The organism is Arthrobacter sp. R3-55, from assembly GCF_054161505.1.
Genome location: NZ_CP096423.1, coordinates 679,527 through 700,065, shown reverse-complemented (window position 1 = coordinate 700,065; position 20,539 = coordinate 679,527). Strand labels below are relative to the sequence as shown.

The following is a 20,539-nucleotide window of genomic DNA, read 5'->3' as shown; positions in this document are numbered from 1 at the left end:
GAATTGTGACACGTTTCTGGACTCGGCTGTTCGTTGTCCTGACAGTCATCTTGGGCGTCAACTACGTGGCGTGGCGCTGGATGGCGTCGCTGAACTGGGAGGCGTGGTGGATCGCCGTTCCGTTGGTGATCGCCGAAACGTACAGCCTCATTGACGTGATCCTGTTCGGCCTGACCGTGTGGAACCTCAAGATCCGCAAGCCACCGCCCCCTGCGCCGGACGACGCCACCGTGGACGTCTTCATCACCACCTACAACGAGCCACTGGATCTGGTGATGACCACGGCTCTGGCCGCCAAGGACATCCGCTGGCCGCACAGCACCTGGATACTCGACGACGGCGATCGCCCCGAGATGCGCCAACTCGCCGAGTCGCACGGGATTGGCTACGTGACGCGTGGCGCGGATTGGACGCCTGACATGCCGCGGCACGCCAAGGCGGGCAACCTGAACAACGCCCTCATGGTCACCTCGGGCGAATACTTGCTGATCCTCGACGCCGATCAGATCCCCGAGCCGGACATCCTGGACAAAACGCTGGGCTACTTCAACGATGACCGCGTAGCGCTGGTCCAGACCCCGCAATACTTCATCAACGTCCCCGCCGACGATCCCCTGGGCAGCCAGGCACCTCTGTTCTACGGCCCCATCCAACAGGGCAAGGACGGCTGGAACGCGGCGTTCTTCTGCGGTTCCAACGCCATCCTCCGCCGGGAAGCCCTCATGCAGCTGGGCTTGGTGGGCTACGTCAAAGCCACCGAGGACAGTGTCCGCCGAGCCCTGACAGCTTCCCGATCCGCCATCAAGAAAGCCCGACGTTCAGCAGAGGCCGAAAACCCCTTGGTGGAGCAAATGCTCAACGAGGTAGAGGCCGCCACCAACGCCGCCCAGCAGGAACTCGAAACACGGGCACCCCTCAGCGAAATCACGTACCGTGTCCGCCGCAAAGTGGACGAAGCCGTGCGCACCCTGGTGGCCGCCGACTTCTCCGCGCTGCAGGCCGACCTCGAGGAAATCGCCGCGATGGAACTGGCCCACGTCGGAGAGTCGGGCGTGACCACGGTGGCGAGTGACGCCGTCGACCGCATGTCCGGACGCGATTGGTCCCCCCTGGGTGCGCTGGAATCGGTCCATGCCATCCTGTCAGCCATCTCCGTGGAACGCACTGACGAGGCACAGCCGATCATGCCGCTGGCAACCATCTCCGTCACCGAAGATATGGCCACGTCCATGCGCCTGCACGGCCTTGGCTGGAAGAGCGTGTACCACCACGAAATCCTGGCCAACGGCCTGGCCCCTGAAGACCTCAAGACCATGCTCACCCAACGACTCCGCTGGGCCCAAGGCACCATGCAGGTCCTCCTTCGCGAGAACCCGCTGGTGCAACGCCGGATGTCGTGGGGCCAGCGGCTCATGTACTTCTCCACCATGTGGAGCTACCTGAGCGGCTTCGCGGCCGTGGTGTACTTCGCCGCGCCCATCATTTACCTGACGCTGGGCATCCTGCCGGTGAGCAGCCTCAGCCTGGACTTCTTCATCCGTTTCATCCCGTTCATGGTGGTGAACCAGCTGCTGTTTGTGGTGGCCGGGCACGGCATCCCCACCTGGCGCGGGCAGCAGTACAGCCTTGCGCTGTTCCCCACCTGGATCAAGGCATGCACGACGGCGGCGCGGAACGTTTGGTTCGGACGCCCCCTCGGGTTTGCCGTCACCCCCAAGGCACGCCAGAGCGGCGGCCCGAGTTGGAGCCTGATCCGGCCGCAGATCATTGTGGCGGTCTTGTTGGCCATCGCGTTGGTGGTGGGTATTGCCCGGCTGTTGACCGGCCTCTCCGAACCCCTGGGAACCTTGGTCAATGTTGCCTGGGTGGCGTACGACCTTGTGGTCCTGAGCGTGCTGGTCAAGGCAGTTTTGTATAAGGGCTTTGTCCCTGACGGCGATGTGCCTGAAGGTATCGGCCCCGAGGATGTTGGGCCCGAGCGCCCCGAGGAAAGGAACGCAGATGCAGTTTAGCTATGAGGTCAAGGACTCCTACGCGGAGGTGAAGGGTGTGGGCCGCCTGAACATGGTGGCAGCGCCCAAGCTTCGCGAGGTAGTGAACGAGGTTGTAGCCGGTGGATCCAGCCGGGTTGTGGTCAACCTGGCCGAGACGGACTTCATGGATTCCTCAGGCCTCGGAGCCCTCATCGGTTGCCTCAAGGCAGCCCGCCAGGCAGGTGGCGACCTCCGGATCGCCGGCGTCCAGCCCCAGGTGAAGATGGTCCTTGAACTGACCAACATGGACCGGGTGCTCACGGCCTACTCCACAGCCGAGGAGGCGTTCGGAGATGACTGAGGTCATCGCCCGCCGGGGTTTCCACGGACCTTCCAACGAGGAAGCGATCGAGGCCATCCACAACGAGCTCGACGCCTTGTGGGACGACGCCGCCTTTGTGCCGGACATGGACCGGATGACCTTCGCTACGGCCGTCATTGAGGCGGCAGCGAACATCGTCCAGCATGCGCTCCCTGTGGCAGAAAAGCCCGTGGAGATCGACGTCGATATCAGCGTCCGCCCCACCCGGCTGGTGGCGAAGGTCAGCGCCTACAACGCCAAGGAGCCGTTCGCCAACGACATGCAGGCTTCGATGCCGGATGAGGACGCGGAGTCCGGGCGCGGGCTGGCGCTGATCGAGGCTCTGGTGACCACTGTGACGTTCGAACGCCAGGACGGCACCAACACCTGGATCCTCACCCGCAACACCTGACCCTCTCCCAGATCCCACCCCCTTAAGCCCACCCCTCTCCCACATCCCACCCCCCTGGGCCCAACCCTCTCCCACATCCCACCCCCCTGGGCCCAACCCTCTCCCACCGGCATGGGTCGTTCTGCCCATCGCCAAGCGAAACGCGACCTGACAGCATTCGGTGAGATCCGCCGTCGAACGTTAACCGGAAATTGGGGACTAAATGAACCGCAGCACGTACCTTAAGCCTTGGGCACTGGCTGCTGCCCTGGCGCTGATGGCGACTGCGGGCTGCGGCAATACCCCGGACGGACCCAACCGGGAACCAAGCAGTGCACCCCCGGTTACGGCCAGCCCGGCGCCCGTGGCGGAGAGTGTCGCCAAGTACGACGCCCTGCGTGCCGACCTTGTTGCCGCACTGGAAAAGCAGATGCCGGACATTACATGGTCCGTTGACGAGGATGCGTCGGTGACCCAAACCAAAGACGGCACCTGCGTTTTCCATCCCCAAACCATGAAAAGCAGCGCGGACATCGTGAAACCCTCACGGAACTTTGAAGAGGTATTCGCCGCCGCGGATCCCATCCTGCAACAGCACGGGTTCCCGGCGTTCGACGGAACTGACCCCACCCCGGGAGGCTGGGTGGTCACCCGCAGCACCGACGCTGCGGGCGCCACGGTGACCATCCGCTCGAAGTTTCCGGCCTACCTCGACATCACCGCACCCGTACAGACTGAAAGCTGCGATGCCAGCGAAATTCCCCAGGGGGAAAAGTAATGCCCGGATTCTACGGCGCTGACATTGAACAGTTGCGAGCACTGGCAAAGACCATGTCCCGGCACTCGGAACGGATGACCGCCCTGTCCGCGGAGCTGGGTCACCTGATCGGCAATGCGCGCTGGGATGGCCGGGACGCTGCGATGTTCCGGGCTTCCTGGGACTCCGAGCACCGCCCCATGCTGAAGAAGATCTCCAACGAACTGCAGACCCAGGCCAAAGAGTTGATCCGCAATGCGGACCAGCAGGACAAGTCCAGCTCCGGAGCATCCGGCAGCGCTTCCGGGCGGGGAGACTCGAACCCGCCCGGCGACCCGGGACCGCTGGACCCGGACATGCCCGACGTCGATGTGCCCGGCGATGTCCGCAACGATCCCGACGCCGGCGACCCCGCCGACATCAACCAGGGACAGATCGGCGACTGCTGGTTGCTGGCAGGAATCGGCTCGGTGGCCCAAGTGCTTGAGCGCGAAGGCAAACTGGACGCATTCCTCGAGGAGCATATGCGTCCTGTTGGCGATCCGCCCACGCACTGGGTGGTCACGCTCTACGAAGACGGCGAGCCTGTGGAAGTCACTGTGGAGGCCAAGTCCACGGAAGGCGGTGTCCGCGGGGCCGACGGCGAACCCAACTGGCTTTCCATCTACGAACGCGCAGCAGCTGAGCACCGCGGCGGATCCTATGACGACATCGACGGCGGCTTCAGCAATGAGGGCATGGAACTGATGACCGGGCAGTCCGCCGACAAGGACGGCGAGCTGGACTTTGACGATATCGAGGACAAACTCTCCGACGGCCAAGCTATTTCCGTGGGCACCGAAGACGTCAAGGACGACGACTTCGATTGGGTCTGGGAGTCTGAAGAAGTCAACCGAACCGACGTCGTGCCCAACCACGCATACGTTGTGGTTGATGTGAAAACCAACGACGACGGCGACAAAGTGATCGTCCTTGCCAACCCATGGGGGCCCTCCGGCGGTTACATGGAAGGCGACGACGACCATAAGTCAGGAACGCTGGAACTCACCGAAGATGAGTACAAGGAAAACTTTGACTCCGTGTACTCCGTGGACGTGAAGTAAGGATGGCCATGGAACAGCTGGTTACGGTCAAGCAAGGCATGCAACCCACCTTCGGCGGCGTCAAAGTGGGCGTGGTCAAGATCGGCATGGCTGATGGTGCACCCGCCATCCAGTTCTGGATCCGGACCACCGAACAGCAGCGCAAGCAGGCGTTCCGCGAGGGGCAGTCGATCACGCTGCCGGGCGCAGGCTTGTTGACTGTCACCTCGATCCAGCCCGCCGAGGGCAGCACCGACGCCTCCGCGACCTTGACGTACGACGCCGGTCACGTCACCGATTGACGGTTGACGGCCCGGGATGTGAGAGACCGACGGCCCCAAACCCCGGGGACGTGCCAGAGGGTTGGCCCCAAGCACCCAGGACGTGAGAGAGCGACGGCCCCAAGCACGCGGGATGTGCCAGAGCGTCAGGCTTTGGCGATCGACTCCTTCAGCGCCCCCAGCACCAGGGTGACCGAGGCACTGTTGGCGTTCGGGCCCATCATGCCGATGCGCCACACGGTGTCCGCGAACTCCCCCACGCCCGAGCCGATTTCCATACTGAAGTGCTCCAGAAGGTAAGCGCGGACGGCAGCCGAGTTGACGCCGTCGGGCACTTTGACCGTGGTGAGGCTTGGCAACCGGGAGCCTTCGGCGGCGAACAGTTCCAGCCCCATTTCCTGCAGCCCGTTCTGCAGAGCCTCCCCGGCAGCGCGGTGCCGTGCCTGCACCACGTACAGGCCCTCGGCGAGAATCCGGTCCAAAGCAGCTTCGAGCCCGGCGATCATGGTCACGGGCGCGGTGTGGTGATAGGTCCGGGCGCCACTGGCCGCTCCGACGTACCCGCCGAGCAAACCGATATCGAGGTACCAGGATCGTGGATCCTTGACGCGGCGCTCGAAAGCCCGGTCGGACACAGTGAATGGCGACAGTCCCGGCGGCACACCAAGGCACTTCTGCGTGCCGGCATATCCGACGTCGATCCCCCAGTCGTCCGCCGACAACTCCAGTCCGCCAATGGACGTAACGGCATCGGTGATCAGTAGGGCATCGCCCTTTCCGGCACCGAGTGCTGCGATGTCGGAGATCACCCCAACCGACGTCTCAGCATGAACTGCCGCAATGACTTTCGGATTCGGGTGCGCAGAAAGCACACGGTCGGCATCCACGGGCTGGCCCCATTCGTGGTCCACACGGACCACTGTTGCCCCGCAGCGCCTCGCGACCTCGCACATGCGGGCCCCAAATAGTCCGTTAACAGCGATAACTGCCACGTCGCCGTCGGACACGGTGTTCACGAAGGCGGCTTCCATGCCGCCGGAACCGGTGGCACTCAACGGAAGTGTCCGCGCGTTGGACGTGCCCCAGACTGTCCGGAGTCCCTCACAGGTGTGGTCGAGCCGCTCGATGAACACCGGGTCGAGGTGCCCCAGCACGGGATAGGCCAGGGCGGCCATGGCTTCGGGGTAGCAATTGCTCGGGCCGGGACCGAACAGGAACCGGGACGTCAGAATGTGCGGCATGTGCGAACTCCTTCAGCTGGTTGAGGTCATTCTGCCCCAGCCTGCTGTGTGGAGCGAACCAACCGCGTTCCAGCACGCCGCAGCAGAAACTGATCCGTGCCCCAAACGGCGAGCGCACCCAGCGCAAATACCGCACCCAGAACACTGGCGCCGGCCCAGCCCCAAGCGTCGTAGACCGGCGCAACAGCCGCTACCCCCATGGCGCTGCCCACAGAGTAGAACACCATGTAGCTGCCGATGATGCTGCTGGCCGACTCTTCAGCGCCTGCCACGATCATGGTTTGGCTGCTGACGTGGACGGCCTGCACGGCGGCGTCGAGGATGATGATGCCAACGATGAACCAGATCAGCGACCACGTGCCGAAGGACAACACCACCCATGAACCGAGGAGTGCCAGCAGGCTTGCGAGCGTGACCCGTTGGCCCCATCCGCGATCCGCGGCACCACCTGCCCGGGACGCCGCCACCACGCCCACGAGCCCGGCCAGGCCGAAGAGCCCGATCAGCCCCGGTGGAAGGTTCCACGCGGGTCCGCTGAGCAGCAGGGCCATGCCGCTCCACAGCACCCCGAAGGACGCGAACAGCAGCATGGTGATGAGTGCACGCGTCCGGAAAACGGGGTTTCGCCGCGTTAGGACCACCACCGATGAAACAGCCCGCCAATAGCGTCCCTCACCGTTCCCGGCTGGTTCCCGGGGCAGGGCACGAAATACCGCGACCGCCAGGATCGCACCTGTCACCCCCGCGAGAACGTAGACCGACCGCCATCCCCACAGGTCTGTCAGACCTCCCGCCAGCGTGCGGGCAAGAATAATGCCGCTCACGACGCCGGCAGTGACGGTTCCGATGCTTCCGCCCCTTTGCTCGGGGGTACTGGAGGCGGCGGTATACGCCACGATGGTCTGCACCACCGAGGAGGCGAGTCCAAGAATGCCGAAAGCAAGCAGCAAGGCTGTTGGAGTTGTTGCAAGGGCCACGGCACCCGCTCCCACGGCGCTTGCGGCCACTTGGACGCTGATCAGAATCCGGCGGTCCACCATGTCTCCCAGTGGCACCAGGAGAACCAGCCCCAGCAGATATCCGGCTTGGGATGCCGCCACAATCCATCCAACCGCAGCTATGGGGATCCCTAAGTCGGTTCCCATGCGCTCAAGAAGGGGTTGTCCGTAGTAGATGTTGGCCACCATGAACCCGGCTGCCACGGCGAGAAGAAGGAGTAGCCCACGGTCGGGTTTCGTCAGGGAGTAAGGGCTCACAACGCCTCCAAGGTTTGGTTTCAAGATGCAACCATCGGAGCCTATGGCAGAATGGTTGCATGTTGCCACCAAGTGGTCTCGAGTGGACAGATCCTGAATGTCCCGTAGCAAGGGCAGTCGATCTTGTAGGGGACAAGTGGACCCTGCTCATCATTCGGGACTCATTGGACGGCAAGCGGAGATTCTCGGAGTTCGAGAAATCACTGGGAGTGGCCAAGAACATCCTTTCGGACCGCCTTCGCCTCCTTGTGGACAGAGGCCTCCTAGCCAGGATCCCCAACCAGAGCGGCACCCGGAGCCAGTACGAACTGACGGACGCGGGCCGAGACCTCTTCACCCTGATCCTCAGCCTGCGCCAGTGGGGTGAGCGCAATGCCTTCACCGCTGGCGAGTCACATTCGGTTCTCATCGATCCCGCAACCGGGCAACCCGTTCCCGAAGTGCGGCCACTCAGCGCGGACGGCCAGGAGCTCGGCCCCGATCAGGCGCTCCTGGTCAAAGTCGGCCAACCGCTACCTGAAGCCGCACGCTAACGGGCTCCGCACCCAGGAATCTCCAAGCCCAAACTGCTAAGGTTACTCACCAATACCGAGGCCGCCACGGATAGGGGACACAAGTGACGACTGAAGGAAAAGAGGCGCCGGAGCAGGGCGTCCGCGGCGAAGTCAGCCAGGACAGGTTTGTTGCCGGGCAGGACCTAACCAATTGGAAGTCCCCCGCGGGCCGAACGCTGGCTCGGGGCGCCGAGAAGGTCACCTCCCTGCTGGGACCCTACGCGGCCCTCATGATCACGCTGGTAGTGGGCCTTGCCGCGGCATTGTCCCTGGCACTGGTCTTTGGCGAAGTGTACGAGTCCGTCACGGAGGCCGATGGCGTGGCAGGCTTGGATGACCCCTTCCTGGCCGGGGCAAAGAGCGTGCGCTCCCCCGCCCTGGATGCCGGGGTTACCGCATACACCAACATTGGCGGCACCGTGGGCATGCCCATCATTGCCGTGGGCATCATGATTTTCCTGGCCACCAAACGGCGATCATGGACGCCGGTCATCCTGATGCTCGCCGCCGGACTGGGCTCACTGATCATCACCATCCTGGGCAAGCCGCTCTTCGGCCGGGCCCGCCCGGACCTGGCAGATGCCATCCCTCCCTACGAACATTCGGCGTCATTCCCCAGCGGCCATTCTCTGAACTCGATCGTGATTGCCGGAATCGTGGCGTACTTGATCATCCTCAGGCTCAAGACCACCAAGGCCAGGGTGATCACCGTGGTGGTTGCCGCAGCATTCGCCTTCACCATGGGCCTCAGCCGCGTCTATCTTGGCCATCACTGGTTGACCGATGTGCTGGCCGCCTGGGCCATTGGGGTCGCCTGGCTTGCCTTGGTCATTACTGCCCATCGTCTCTACCTGACAGTGCGGACCCGACGCCACAGCGCGGTAGTCTCTTGACACCAGGCCGATGACTCGGCTTAACTGAATTACGTATGCTGAAATAACAGTTCCATGATGCGGAAGCTCGAAAGCATAAGGCTTCCTCCGGCAACAGCTGGGGTTCCGCATAGCCCACACCATGGATGCCAGCATTTGCACGAGGATGTCACAAGCATGGAGCTTGCAGAATTCAACAGTGTTGACCGGGCCGAGGCCATCAGGATCCTGACCCCCTGCCTGGATATCAGCCGCTGGGTGGAAGCCATCGCAGACGCGCGGCCCTTCACCACCGTCGACGACCTTCTGGGCCAAGCCCGGAACGCCGCCGAGCCCTTCACCGCCGCCGAGGTTGAGTCCGCCATGGCGCACCACCCCCGCATTGGCGAACGCCCCAAGGCCCAGACCACCGAGGCCGCAATGTCGCGTTCGGAGCAGGCCGGAGTGGATCCGGGTGACACCGCGATCACCGCTGCCCTGGCCGAGGGCAATCGGGCCTATGAGGAAAAGTTCGGCAGGGTTTTCCTGATCCGCGCCGCCGGCCGCAGCGCACGGGAAATGCTCACCGCCCTCCAGGAACGCCTCACCCACACCCCCCAAGAAGAAGACACGATCGTGGCCGGCCAGCTGCGGGAGATCGCACTGCTGCGCCTCTCCGGACTGATCAGCGAAGGAGTCAACGCATGAGCGTTTCACAAGTAACCACACACATCCTGGACACAGGTTCCGGACGCCCGGCGGCGGGTGTCGCCGTCGTACTTTACGTTCGCGAAGGCGACGACTGGACCCTGGTGGCGAAGGGCGAAACCGACGCCGACGGCCGCATCAAGACCCTTGGTCCCGAGCGGATTCCCGGTGGCGCTTACCGCCTGAACTTCGCCACCGGCGCCTACTACGAGGGCCTCGGCATTGAGACGTTCTTCCCCGAAGTGGACTTGAACTTCACAGTTTCCGACGCCGGCGAGCACTACCATGTGCCACTCCTGCTGAGCCCGTTCGCGTTCTCGACGTACCGCGGCAGCTGACCCCGGAACTTTGTGTACAGATAATGCCCTTAAGGTGACTCCTTAGGGGCATTATCTGTACACAAACCCGGAACGGTACGCTTTAACGCATGGCTTCAGAGGACACCACCCCCAACTCCGCCCGTCGCGAGATCACAGTTCGCCGGGCACCCAAGTTTGTACCCTTCATGATTTTGGGGGCCGTGGTGGGTGCAATCGTGGCCGCCATCATCGCGTACGGCCGCCAAGCCGACCCCGCTTTCGACGCCGGCACGGTCTTTGGTTTCTTCCTCATTGTCTGCGCGGGCGGCGGCGTCATCCTGTTCTCCATCCTCGCCCTGGTCCTGGACCGCATCAGCGTCAAGCGCTCCCAGCGCGCCGTGGTGGAAGCCGTCCCGGATTCGGTCCCTGATGAAGGACCAGAGCACGACGACGTCCGCTAAGTCAGGCGACCGACGCGCCTCTTCGCAGGGGTGCTGAATGTGAGACACACCGCATTTTCGCGGCAACACCCCTGTTCTGCGCCCGTTCCCGGGGTCATATAGCCCGCGGGGGAACGTACCACGGCCACAACATGAGACAATCGACCAGTGGCACGTGGCGACGGAAAACTTTCTCATGATCTTCTCCCCGGCGAAAAAGGCCCCCAGGACGCTTGTGGCGTCTTCGGGGTTTGGGCTCCCGGTGAAGAAGTAGCAAAACTCACCTATTACGGGCTGTATGCGCTGCAGCACCGCGGACAAGAATCGGCTGGTATTGCTACCAGTGACGGCAAGCGCATCAATGTCTATAAGGACATGGGGCTTGTGTCCCAGGTCTTCGATGAGACGACCCTGAACACCCTTACCGGGCACCTGGCCGTTGGCCACTGCCGGTACTCCACCACCGGTGCAAGCCACTGGGCCAACGCGCAGCCAACGCTGGGTGCGACTGCAACCGGCACGGTTGCCCTGGCCCACAATGGCAACCTGACCAACACCGCTGAGCTCCGGGAAATGATCCTTGAGCGCAACGACGGCCAGCTGACCGGTGAAATGAAGCAGGGCAACACCTCGGACACCGCCTTGGTGACCGCGCTCCTTGAGGGCGAAGAGGGCAAGACCCTGGAGCAGACCGCTTTGGAGCTGCTGCCCAAGATCAAGGGTGGCTTCTGCTTCGTCTTCATGGATGAGGGAACCCTCTACGCAGCACGCGATACCTACGGCATCCGCCCGCTGTGCCTGGGCCGCCTGGAGCGCGGCTGGGTTGTCGCCTCCGAGCAGGCCGGCCTGGCCACCGTTGGCGCGAGCTTCATCCGCGAGATCGAGCCCGGCGAATTCATTGCCATCGATGAAGACGGCGTCCGCTCCCAGCGCTTCGCTGAGGCCACGCCCGCAGGCTGTGTCTTCGAATACGTTTACCTCGCCCGCCCGGATGCTGCCATCGCCGGCCGCTCCGTGTACGAGGCCCGTGTTGAGATGGGCCGCCAGCTGGCCCGCGAAAACACCCATGAGGCAGACCTCGTGATCCCGGTTCCCGAGTCCGGCACACCCGCAGCCGTGGGTTACGCCGAGCAGTCCGGCATCCCGTTCGCGCACGGCTTCGTCAAGAACGCCTACGTGGGCCGCACGTTCATTCAGCCCTCGCAGACCTTGCGCCAGCTGGGTATCCGGCTCAAGCTCAACGCCCTGGAATCGGTGATCCGTGGCAAGCGCATTGTGGTGGTGGATGACTCGATCGTCCGCGGCAACACCCAGCGTGCCATCGTCCGGATGCTCCGGGAAGCCGGTGCCGCCGCAGTGCACGTCAAGATTTCCTCGCCCCCGGTTCAGTGGCCCTGCTTCTACGGCATCGACTTCGCGTCCCGCGCGGAACTGATCGCCAACGGCGCAACCATCGAGGAGATCTCCCAGGCGATCGGCGCTGACTCACTGGCCTACATCTCCGAAGACGGCATGATCGGCGCTACCCAGCAGCCGCGCGAACGCCTCTGCACGGCCTGCTTCACCGGCAAGTACCCCATCGAGCTGCCGCACGCGGACAAGCTGGGGAAGAACCTGCTGGAGCGCACCGACCTCGGCGGCCTGCCTCCTGCCTCTGAGGCCGATTCCGTGGATGATTCCGAGGACCCGGCCGAGAAGCCCGGCGCCACGGGGTGCGATCCCGGACCTGATGCCGAATTCGAAAACCTGCTTACCGACGCTGATCGTTTGACCGACGCCGACAAGAAAGAGTCTGTATGAGCTCCGCAACACCCGCCGCTGAGAATAACTCCGGTATCACCTACGCCTCCGCGGGTGTCGACGTCGAAGCGGGAGACCGCGCAGTCGAACTCATGAAGGGCGCCATCAAGGCGACGCACAACTCCTCGGTGATTGGCGGCGTCGGCGGTTTCGCTGGCCTGTACGACGTCTCAAAGCTGCTGACCTACAAGAAGCCGCTGCTGGCAACGTCCACGGACGGTGTGGGTACCAAGGTGGCCATTGCCCAGGCCATGGACATCCACGACACCATCGGTTTCGACCTGGTGGGCATGGTGGTGGACGACATCGTTGTGGTGGGTGCTGAGCCGCTCTACATGACCGACTACATCGCTTGCGGCAAGGTTGTCCCCGAGCGCATCGCTGACATTGTCCGCGGTATCGCTGCAGCCTGCTCCGTTGCCGGCACCGCCCTGGTGGGTGGCGAAACCGCTGAGCACCCGGGTCTTTTGGGTGAGCACGAGTACGACGTCGCGGGTGCCGCAACAGGCATCGTAGAAGCCGACGCCCTCCTCGGCCCGGACCGCGTCCGCGCCGGCGATGTTGTGATCGGCATGGCATCCTCCGGCCTGCACTCCAACGGCTACTCCCTGGTCCGCCGCGTCATCAACCACGCCGGCTGGGCACTGGACCGTCAGGTCTCCGAACTCGGACGCACCCTGGGTGAAGAACTCCTGGAGCCCACCCGCGTCTACGCAGCTGACTGCCTCGACCTCGCCCGCACCTTCCCGGTGCACTCGGCCAACGCCGTTCACGGCTTCAGCCACGTCACCGGTGGCGGCCTGGCTGCCAACCTGGCACGTGTCCTCCCGCAGGGCCTCGTGGCAACAGTGGACCGCAACACCTGGGAACTGCCCGCCATCTTCAAGCTGGTTTCCGAGCTCGGCAACGTCCCGCTGGCCGACCTCGAGCGCACGCTGAACCTCGGCGTGGGCATGGTTGCCATTGTTTCCGCCGAAGCAGCCGATGCTGCCGTCGCCCGCTTGAACGACCGTGGTCTGCCCTCCTGGGTTATGGGTACGGTCTCGGCTGACAGCGACTCGATCGACAAGACCGGCCCGGATTACGTCCAGGGCGCCAAGGGCGTCGACGGCGGCGCTGTCCGTTTGGTGAACGCCTACGCCTAAGCGCGTTCTTGCTTCATAAAAGGAGCGGCCGGGCAGTGATGAACTGCCCGGCCGCTCTTTTTTGCTACGTGGTTCTACGTCTGGATCAAGCTCAGGATTCCGCCCTGCGGATCCCGAATAGTGGCCAGCGAGCCGGTCTCAGGCTTGCCTTCCGGCTCGACCAAGAGCTCTCCCCCTGCAGCCACCGCGGCCTCTGCGGCCTTGCGCACGTCCGCGACGCCGAAGTAGATCTGCCAGGCAGCGTCCTCGCCTTCATCGGCAGGAACAATGCCGGCCACCTCGTCACCGTTGACCATCAACGTGCTGTAGCTGCCGCCGTCGTCCTGCGGGTATTCGGTGACTTCGTGACCAAAAAGCTCCTGAAAGAACGCGACGGCGGCCTGCGGCTCAGGCGTCAGCAGTTCAGCCCACGCCAACGCGCCAGGCTCATTGAACAGGTGGCTTCCCACGTGCGTCCCGGCCTGCCAAATACCCGTGGTTCCACCGCCAGGCGGCTCAATGAACGCCAGGACGCCCGTGTCTGCGACCGGCTCAGGACCAAACTGGAGCTTGCCTCCCGCGTGAACGGCGTCGTCGGCAATTTCCTCAGTATCAGTGGCGGCGATATAGATGTTCCATTGGCCCTGCGTTCCGGCCGCCTCCTGCATCGGGTTCTGCGGGGCGATCACCGCCACCAACTGATCCTTGACGAACGCCTGCGCATAGTTGCGGCCGTCCGGAGTGGGCAGGTCCTTGAAGCTCCATCCGAAAACGTGCTGATAAAAATCCTTGGCCGCGGCCACATCCCGGGTCTGCAGGTCAGCCCAGCACGGCTCACCGCTGGCGTAGTGCTTGCGTGTAGTCATGCTGCCAAGCCTGTCATGATGCTGAATGCCGCGCCTGCAGGGTCCATGAGGACTGCCATGCGACCGACTCCCGGCACATCGAACGCGGGGGCGATGACGTGGCTGCCCAGATCAACGGCCTGCTCCACGGTGGCATCGATGTCCTCCACGTTGAAGTACGTCATCCAGAACGGCGACAGACCTTCGATGGGTAACTTCAGCGCACCCGCAATCCGCTTTCCATCGACCAGAAGGCTCGTGTACTCCTGCAGGTCACCGGCCGGCTCGGTTTCGCTGGTGCAGCCGGTCACCGCCTCATAGAATGCCACGGCCTTGGGGACATCGTTGGTCTGCAGTTCATTCCAGATCATGGCTCCAGGCTCGTTGACCAATCCCGATCCCGGATGGCTTCCGGCTTCCCAAAAACCGATCTGCGCTCCGGTGGGATCTGTGGCGAAGAACATACGCCCTGAACCGTTTGGAACAGTGTCAGGAGGGAAAAGGAGCGCTCCGCCGGCAGCTTCCACTCGCCCGGCGGCCTCGTCAGCGGAATCTACTGCCAGGTAGTTGGCCCAGTAGGAGGGCATCCCCTCCGGGGCATCGGGCATCTGCTGCATCATTCCGGCCACGTAGCGCCCCTTGAGTTTGGCCATGTAATAGGTCATGCCGTTGCCGGCGTCCATGGCATCCAGCTCCCACCCAAAGAGGTCACTGTAGAACTTCCGGGAAACCTCAATGTCAGTGGAGGAAAGGTCCACCCAACAGGGCGTCCCTTGCTTATAGCTGTCAGCCTCCGGCATGGTGTTCCTTTCGATGCGCTCGAAACTCCAGCCTACGCAAAAAAGGGCCCCCAGGGTACGCCAATGAATGGCGTGCCCCGGGGGCCCTTTTCAAAAAGATAAACGGCATCCGAAAATGCGCGATGACCTTGAAGTACGACGGCGGTCCGCAACTCAGTGCCTACGGCACCTGTTGGTTGCGACAGCTATCCGATCCGGCGGGTGTCAACCTCGTCGTCATCATCTTCCGCGTACTTATCCTCATAAGCCGAATAGTCCGGCTCCGGAGGATCGTCGGGGAAGTGGCTCTTGACACGACTGGACGGACCCGTGAGCTCCCGCTCAAGTGCCGAATAGTCAGTGTTCGGGGAGTAGTACTTAATATCCCGAGCCTGCTTGGTAGCTTTTGCCTTTTGACGGCCGCGCCCCATGGCGTGACCCCCTTTTGTACTTGGACCGGAGGTGGTCACCTTGGCTATCGGTGAGGCCCCGGAATGTTTGGTCAATTTGTCGTATGTCTAGATTACATGCTTTCAGGGGTACCCGCGCGCCACCACAACCCCGCGTCCGGGCGAACTCCTGCCAAAACCACGGCCGAACACCCCCTCGGGGCCCAAAAATTGGGTAGAGTCTGCCTCAATGCGGCGTCACGGCAGGAAGGCACACCCGGAAAATGAGCCAGGACAACACTCCACCACGCGATGGTTCCCCACGCGACCAGGACAAGGACGGGGTGCCTCCCGCGCCCAAAACCGGACCCGCCGGCGCTGATACTCCGGCATCCGGGACGGGCGGGCAAACGGATGGGGCATCAGGCGGCCAGCAGCCCGAGCTACCGCCCGTGAACGGACCCGACAAGCAACCTGAGCCCGGGGTTGGGCAACAACCCGTCTGGGGACAGCAGCCTGGAATGGTTGCGGGACAAGCTCCTGGCCTGCCGGCCCCGGAACGGGTCTCCGCAGCCCCGCACCAGCAGGATGGCTCCCCAAACCAGCAAACCCCGCCAGCCCCCTGGGCATCTCCGTCGGGACTACAGCCGGATCCTGCACCCGAACTCGACCCCGACTTCGTTCCGGACCCGGGCACCCAGCCGGATCCGGCCATGCCACCCTCTGGCGGGCAGGCCCCTACATACGCCAGCGCGTATCCAGGTCAGCAGCCTTATGCGGGGCAGGAGCCGTATCCGGGCCAGCAGCCATATCCAGGCCAGCAGCCATATCCGGGTCAGGATGCACCACCAGAAGCGAACGGTGATCCGGTCAAACGGCAACGCTTGGTCATCGGGGGCATCGTGGTGGGCGTCCTGGTTCTCATAGGCGTGGTGATTTGGGTGCTGCTGAATCTCCTGGGAACCCGCCCCGAAGCTGCCGTTACCACTCCGAGTGCCACAGCTACCCCCGGGCCGCTCCCCCGTGATGCAAATTCAAAGGACTTTCAAGTAGGTGACTGCTTCGCCGACTTTGATCCAAATGCCAGCGAGGCACGTGCAGTAGCCTGCGATACCGAACACTCAGCGCAGCTCATTGGAATTCACGTGTACCCGGGCGACGATTCCTTCCCGGGGACCAACGCCCTCCGGGAAAAGGGTCGGGAGGTATGCAAGGCGGCGGTTGGAAAGCTCAACAAGGCAGCCGAGAACTACGTTCTGCTGCAGCAAAACGTTTACCCCAGCACCACCAGTTGGGATCGGGGCGATCGCCGGCTGGACTGCTTCATCGTGGTGGACTCGGGCAACACCATCAAGGAAGACCTCCTGCAGAAGTAGCCCGCCGGCTGCACTTGCATCCGACGGGCTACTTTCGGCCAGTCCCGTTCAGGCCGGGACGACAATCCTGCGGCGGGCGCTACTTCCTGCGGGGCGCTACTTCCTGCGGACTGTCAGCCCCGCACCCGCCGGCATGCCGCCGTCGGGTCCTGCCAGTGCCTCCAGCCCCTCAATGGTGAGTTCGTCGAGGTCAGCCGCAGTGTCCACCAGCACGGTGTCTCCGTCGGTGATTTCACCGGCAAGGATCTCCTTGGCCAGGCGGTCGCCGATTTCACGCTGGACCAGCCGCCGAAGTGGGCGTGCGCCGTACGCGGGATCGAAGCCGGACATAGCCAACCATGCCCTGGCTCCGTCCGACACCTCGAGGCTCAACCGGCGATCACGGAGCCGGTTGCTCAACTCGGCTACGTGCAGTTCCACGATCCTGGCCAGTTCTTCCACAGTCAGGGGATCGAAGAGCACGATCTCATCCAGGCGGTTCAGGAATTCCGGCTTGAACGATGCCTGCACCACTGCCATGACTGCATCACGCTTGGCCTTGGCATCCATGCCCGGGTCTACCAGGAACTGGCTGCCGGAGTTGGACGTGAGCACCAGAATGGTGTTGCGGAAGTCCACAGTTCGGCCTTGGCCATCGGTGAGGCGGCCGTCGTCGAGCACCTGCAGAAGGATGTCGAAGACCTCGGGGTGAGCCTTCTCCACCTCGTCCAACAGCACCACGGAGTACGGCCTGCGCCGGACAGCCTCGGTGAGCTGGCCGCCTTCCTCGTAGCCGACGTATCCCGGAGGAGCACCCACCAGGCGGGCTACCGAATGCTTCTCGCTGTACTCGGACATGTCGATCCGGATCATGGCGCGTTCGTCGTCAAAGAGGAAGTCCGCCAAGGCCTTGGCCAGCTCCGTCTTGCCGACGCCGGTGGGGCCGAGGAACAGGAACGAGCCTGTGGGACGGTTGGGATCGCTGATGCCGGCACGGGCACGGCGCACGGCATCAGAGACTGCCTGCACAGCCTTGCTCTGTCCGATCAGGCGCTTTCCGAGTTCTTCTTCCATGTGCAGCAGCTTCTGCGATTCGCCTTGGAGCATGCGTCCGGCAGGGATGCCGGTCCAAGCGGAGATGACCTCGGCGATATCATCAGCGGTGACGTCCTCAGCAACCATCAGCTCAGGCTTTGAGTCACTTCGCGCTGATTCCTCCTCAGCCGCGGCGCTCAGCTCACGTTCAAGGGCGGGCAGCTCTCCGTAGAGGATCCGCGAGGCCGACTCCAGATCGCCTTCGCGCTGGGACTTATCCGCGGCTGAACGGAGTTCATCGATCTTGGCCTTGAGGTCACCAACGCGGTTGAGTCCGGCCTTCTCTGCTTCCCAGCGCGCGTTCAAGGCACTGAGCTCTTCATTCTTGTCCGCTTTGTCCGCACGCAGGGCAGCCAGCCGCTCCACCGATGCAGGATCCGTCTCGCCCTGGAGAGCCAACTCCTCCATGGTCAAACGGTCCACAGCCCGTCGAAGCTGGTCGATTTCCTCCGGCGCGGAGTCGATCTCCATGCGCAGCCGGGATGCTGCCTCGTCCACGAGGTCGATGGCCTTATCAGGAAGCTGCCGACCAGAGATGTAGCGGTTCGACAGGGTTGCCGCTGCCACCAACGCCGAGTCCGCGATGGCCACTTTGTGGTGTGCCTCGTAGCGTTCCTTCAGTCCACGAAGGATGCCGATGGTGTCCTCCACGCTGGGCTCGCCGACATAGACCTGCTGGAAGCGCCGCTCAAGGGCGGGGTCCTTCTCAATGTTTTCCCGGTACTCGTCCAAGGTGGTGGCGCCGATGAGGCGCAGCTCGCCGCGGGCCAGCATTGGTTTGAGCATGTTGCCTGCATCCATGGCGCTCTCGCCCGTGGCACCTGCACCCACTACTGTGTGGATTTCGTCGATGAAAGTGACGATCTGCCCGTTGGAGTTCTTGATCTCCTCAAGGACAGCCTTAAGGCGTTCCTCAAACTCGCCGCGATACTTCGCCCCGGCCACCATGGAGGCGAGGTCCAAAGCAATGAGCGTCTTGCCGCGCAAGCTCTCCGGGACATCGCCGGCCACCATACGCTGAGCAAGACCCTCGACCACGGCTGTCTTACCAACGCCCGGCTCACCGATGAGTACAGGGTTGTTCTTTGTGCGACGGCTTAGCACCTGAACAACGCGGCGGATCTCGCTGTCACGGCCGATGACCGGGTCCAGCTTGCCCGAACGCGCTACCGCAGTAAGGTCCGTGCCGAACTTCTCCAGCGCCTGGAAGGTGTTCTCCGGGTCCGGGGAGTTGACATTCCTGTCTCCGCGGACACCCGGCAGGGCGGCGAGCAGCGCCTCATGGGAGGCCCCGGCGTCGCGCATTAACTTCCCCACCGCGTCACTTCCGGCCGAAAGACCCAGCAGCAGATGTTCGGTAGAGACGAAAGAGTCTCCCAGCTTGTCGGCCTCGTTCTGGGCGGTCTGTATGGCCTGCATGGAAGGACGTGATAATTGGGCCTGCTGGACGGAACTTCCCGACGACGACGGGAGTGCCTTGATAGCGGAACTGGCCTGCACACTCACGGCATCCGGATCGGCTCCGGTGGCACGCAGAAGTGCCACGGCAACGCCTTCACGCTGGTCCATCAGCGCCTTCAACAGGTGCGCAGGCTCCAGCTGCGGGTTGCCGGCAGTGGAGGCATTCATGGCGGCCGCAGAAAGGGCCTCCTGGCTTTTGGTGGTGAATTTGACGTCCAAAGAGTGCTCCCTTTCTGGAGTGGATCCAATGCTTACAAAGTTGAGTCTACTACGCTCAACTTTGATTTTTGGTCCACTGGGTTCCATGTTTGCCCACGGCGAAACCAGTGTCCAGATAAAACCATGGCTATGTGAATAACAGGGGTCTACGATCAGGCTGTGACCGGGCGGAACGGCCTTCCCACAGGCCCGGCAAAACTTCGAAAAAAGGAACCGACATGACAAAGTACATGGTGCTTTACACTGCTCCTCAGTCCGCAGAATCGGCGATGCAGGACAGCTCACCGGAGTCGGCGGCGGAAGGCATGAAGGTCTGGATGGACTGGGCGGAAAAGGCGGGCGACGGCATTGTCGACCTTGGCACGCCCCTGGGTGGGGGTAAAGAGATCGGCACTTCCGGAGTCTCGGATTCGGCCGCCGACGTAGCCGGTTACACCATCCTTCAAGCCGACAGCATGGACGCCGCGTTGGCACTCCTTGAAGGGCATCCACATCTGATGATGCCGGGAGCGTCCATCCAGGTTTATGAGGCACTGGACATCCCCGAGATGTAGGTATCGCACCAGTTCCCGCCTGCCGCGACCGTACTCATGGGCGCGGAAGGCGGGAACGGTTGCAGACGCTCCGCAGGGCAAAAAACACCCGTAGGCTGTGGCCCATGGATACCATTTCAAGCCCGGAAGAACTCGAAGACCTCATAGGACTCCCCCTTGACCGCGTGCGGAAGAAGGTCCGTACTTCACTCAGCGATTTCGATCGCCAGTGGCTGGCAGCCAGTCCCTTTTGCGTGCTTTCGACTACCGATGCGCTGGGCCGGGTAGACGCCTCGCCCAAGGGAGACCCTGCTGGATTCATCCACGTCCTGGATGAGCACACTGTTGCCATCCCGGAGCGCCCCGGAAACCGGCTGGCCTTCGGCTTCCACAACATCCTCGAGAACCCGAACGTCGGCATCTTGTCGGTCGTCCCGGGCCGGACGGACACCCTGCGGATCAACGGCACGGCACAGATTATCCGGGACGCAGACTTCTTCGATCACATGGTGGTCAAGGGGCACCGGCCCCGCGCAGCCGTGGTGGTTTCCGTAGAGGAAGTGTTTACCCATTGCGGCAAGGCTTTCATGCGGAGTGGCTTGTGGCAGCCCGAAACCTGGGATCCGGAAGGCCTGCCCAGCATCGCGACCCTGGCACGGACCTACACCCAACCCGAGACACCGCTGGCAGACCTGGAGTCCTACTACGGACCGTCCTACGCCGAGAGGATGTACAAGGATTGACC

Annotated in this window: 22 protein-coding genes; 16 read left to right on the top strand and 6 right to left on the bottom strand. The window is 63.1% G+C overall.

Annotated features, from left to right (window positions below):
* Positions 1-5 precede the first annotated feature (5 nt).
* The 6 genes from M1D51_RS03400 to M1D51_RS03375 all read left to right on the top strand — a co-directional run bounded on the left by M1D51_RS03400 (position 6) and on the right by M1D51_RS03375 (position 4,866).
* On the top strand, positions 6-2,012 hold the full coding sequence (locus M1D51_RS03400) for a glycosyltransferase family 2 protein (RefSeq protein WP_458108532.1): 2,007 nt from the start codon (positions 6-8) through the stop codon (positions 2,010-2,012).
* Positions 2,002-2,334: an STAS domain-containing protein gene (locus M1D51_RS03395; RefSeq protein WP_458108531.1), complete on the top strand. Its 333-nt coding sequence runs from the start codon at positions 2,002-2,004 to the stop codon at positions 2,332-2,334. The genes M1D51_RS03400 and M1D51_RS03395 overlap by 11 nt, the downstream gene beginning before the upstream one ends.
* Entirely contained in the window at positions 2,327-2,746 is a 420-nt protein-coding gene (locus tag M1D51_RS03390; protein WP_458108530.1) for an ATP-binding protein, read from the top strand. The genes M1D51_RS03395 and M1D51_RS03390 overlap by 8 nt, the downstream gene beginning before the upstream one ends.
* 202 nt (positions 2,747-2,948) lie before the next feature.
* Positions 2,949-3,503 carry a hypothetical protein gene (locus tag M1D51_RS03385; protein ID WP_458108529.1) on the top strand — a complete coding sequence of 185 codons (555 nt, stop codon included), beginning with the start codon at positions 2,949-2,951 and terminating at the stop codon, positions 3,501-3,503.
* Positions 3,503-4,585 (top strand): C2 family cysteine protease, encoded by a 1,083-nt coding sequence (locus M1D51_RS03380; protein WP_458108528.1) that lies wholly within the window; start codon positions 3,503-3,505, stop codon positions 4,583-4,585. Before M1D51_RS03385 ends, M1D51_RS03380 begins: the two co-directional genes overlap by 1 nt.
* 8 nt (positions 4,586-4,593) lie before the next feature.
* The gene (locus M1D51_RS03375) at positions 4,594-4,866 is read left to right on the top strand and encodes a hypothetical protein (RefSeq protein WP_458108527.1); all 273 of its coding nucleotides are present in this window, start codon (positions 4,594-4,596) and stop codon (positions 4,864-4,866) included.
* A 125-nt stretch (positions 4,867-4,991) separates the two neighbouring features.
* On the opposite strand, the gene M1D51_RS03370 is transcribed toward M1D51_RS03375, so the two are convergent.
* Both M1D51_RS03370 and M1D51_RS03365 read right to left on the bottom strand, forming a co-directional pair.
* Positions 4,992-6,086: a pyridoxal-phosphate-dependent aminotransferase family protein gene (locus tag M1D51_RS03370; RefSeq protein WP_458108526.1), complete on the bottom strand. Its 1,095-nt coding sequence runs from the start codon at positions 6,084-6,086 to the stop codon at positions 4,992-4,994.
* 26 nt (positions 6,087-6,112) lie between these two features.
* A complete protein-coding gene (locus M1D51_RS03365) occupies positions 6,113-7,342 on the bottom strand; it encodes an MFS transporter (protein ID WP_458108525.1) in 1,230 nt (409 codons plus the stop codon).
* Positions 7,343-7,401: 59 nt separating this feature from the next.
* Here M1D51_RS03365 and M1D51_RS03360 point away from each other — a divergent pair, with 59 nt between their 5' ends.
* From M1D51_RS03360 to purM, 7 genes are all read left to right on the top strand, one after another.
* Positions 7,402-7,875, top strand: a complete 474-nt coding sequence (locus tag M1D51_RS03360) for a winged helix-turn-helix transcriptional regulator (RefSeq protein WP_458108524.1) — start codon at positions 7,402-7,404, stop codon at positions 7,873-7,875.
* Between the two features lie 83 nt (positions 7,876-7,958).
* Positions 7,959-8,789, top strand: coding sequence for a phosphatase PAP2 family protein (locus tag M1D51_RS03355; protein ID WP_458108523.1), 831 nt, complete (start codon positions 7,959-7,961; stop codon positions 8,787-8,789).
* Between the two features lie 156 nt (positions 8,790-8,945).
* The gene (gene uraD / locus M1D51_RS03350) at positions 8,946-9,455 is read left to right on the top strand and encodes a 2-oxo-4-hydroxy-4-carboxy-5-ureidoimidazoline decarboxylase (RefSeq protein WP_458108522.1); all 510 of its coding nucleotides are present in this window, start codon (positions 8,946-8,948) and stop codon (positions 9,453-9,455) included.
* Complete coding sequence (gene uraH, locus M1D51_RS03345; RefSeq protein ID WP_172322866.1) at positions 9,452-9,793, top strand: hydroxyisourate hydrolase; 342 nt, start codon at positions 9,452-9,454, stop codon at positions 9,791-9,793. The genes uraD and uraH overlap by 4 nt, the downstream gene beginning before the upstream one ends.
* 89 nt (positions 9,794-9,882) lie before the next feature.
* Positions 9,883-10,215: a hypothetical protein gene (locus tag M1D51_RS03340; RefSeq protein WP_458108521.1), complete on the top strand. Its 333-nt coding sequence runs from the start codon at positions 9,883-9,885 to the stop codon at positions 10,213-10,215.
* 147 nt (positions 10,216-10,362) lie between these two features.
* Positions 10,363-11,994 (top strand): amidophosphoribosyltransferase, encoded by a 1,632-nt coding sequence (gene purF / locus M1D51_RS03335; protein ID WP_458108520.1) that lies wholly within the window; start codon positions 10,363-10,365, stop codon positions 11,992-11,994.
* Positions 11,991-13,139: a phosphoribosylformylglycinamidine cyclo-ligase gene (purM, locus tag M1D51_RS03330; RefSeq protein WP_062068092.1), complete on the top strand. Its 1,149-nt coding sequence runs from the start codon at positions 11,991-11,993 to the stop codon at positions 13,137-13,139. The genes purF and purM overlap by 4 nt, the downstream gene beginning before the upstream one ends.
* Before the next feature lie 74 nt (positions 13,140-13,213).
* Here purM and M1D51_RS03325 read toward each other — a convergent pair whose 3' ends face one another.
* From M1D51_RS03325 to M1D51_RS03315, 3 genes are all read right to left on the bottom strand, one after another.
* A complete protein-coding gene (locus M1D51_RS03325) occupies positions 13,214-13,984 on the bottom strand; it encodes a VOC family protein (protein ID WP_458108519.1) in 771 nt (256 codons plus the stop codon).
* Complete coding sequence (locus M1D51_RS03320; RefSeq protein ID WP_458108518.1) at positions 13,981-14,763, bottom strand: VOC family protein; 783 nt, start codon at positions 14,761-14,763, stop codon at positions 13,981-13,983. Before M1D51_RS03320 ends, M1D51_RS03325 begins: the two co-directional genes overlap by 4 nt.
* Positions 14,764-14,948: 185 nt before the next feature.
* A complete protein-coding gene (locus M1D51_RS03315; RefSeq protein WP_011776148.1) occupies positions 14,949-15,173 on the bottom strand; it encodes a DUF3073 domain-containing protein in 225 nt (74 codons plus the stop codon).
* Positions 15,174-15,415: 242 nt separating this feature from the next.
* Between M1D51_RS03315 and M1D51_RS03310 the strand changes: the two genes are divergently transcribed.
* Positions 15,416-16,507, top strand: coding sequence for a septum formation family protein (locus M1D51_RS03310; RefSeq protein WP_458108517.1), 1,092 nt, complete (start codon positions 15,416-15,418; stop codon positions 16,505-16,507).
* Positions 16,508-16,603: 96 nt separating this feature from the next.
* On the opposite strand, the gene clpB is transcribed toward M1D51_RS03310, so the two are convergent.
* Positions 16,604-19,261, bottom strand: a complete 2,658-nt coding sequence (gene clpB, locus M1D51_RS03305) for an ATP-dependent chaperone ClpB (protein WP_458108516.1) — start codon at positions 19,259-19,261, stop codon at positions 16,604-16,606.
* A gap of 218 nt (positions 19,262-19,479) precedes the next feature.
* Here clpB and M1D51_RS03300 point away from each other — a divergent pair, with 218 nt between their 5' ends.
* Positions 19,480-19,815, top strand: a complete 336-nt coding sequence (locus M1D51_RS03300) for a hypothetical protein (RefSeq protein ID WP_458108515.1) — start codon at positions 19,480-19,482, stop codon at positions 19,813-19,815.
* A gap of 104 nt (positions 19,816-19,919) precedes the next feature.
* Complete coding sequence (locus M1D51_RS03295; protein WP_458108514.1) at positions 19,920-20,537, top strand: MSMEG_1061 family FMN-dependent PPOX-type flavoprotein; 618 nt, start codon at positions 19,920-19,922, stop codon at positions 20,535-20,537.
* Positions 20,538-20,539: the final 2 nt, after the last annotated feature.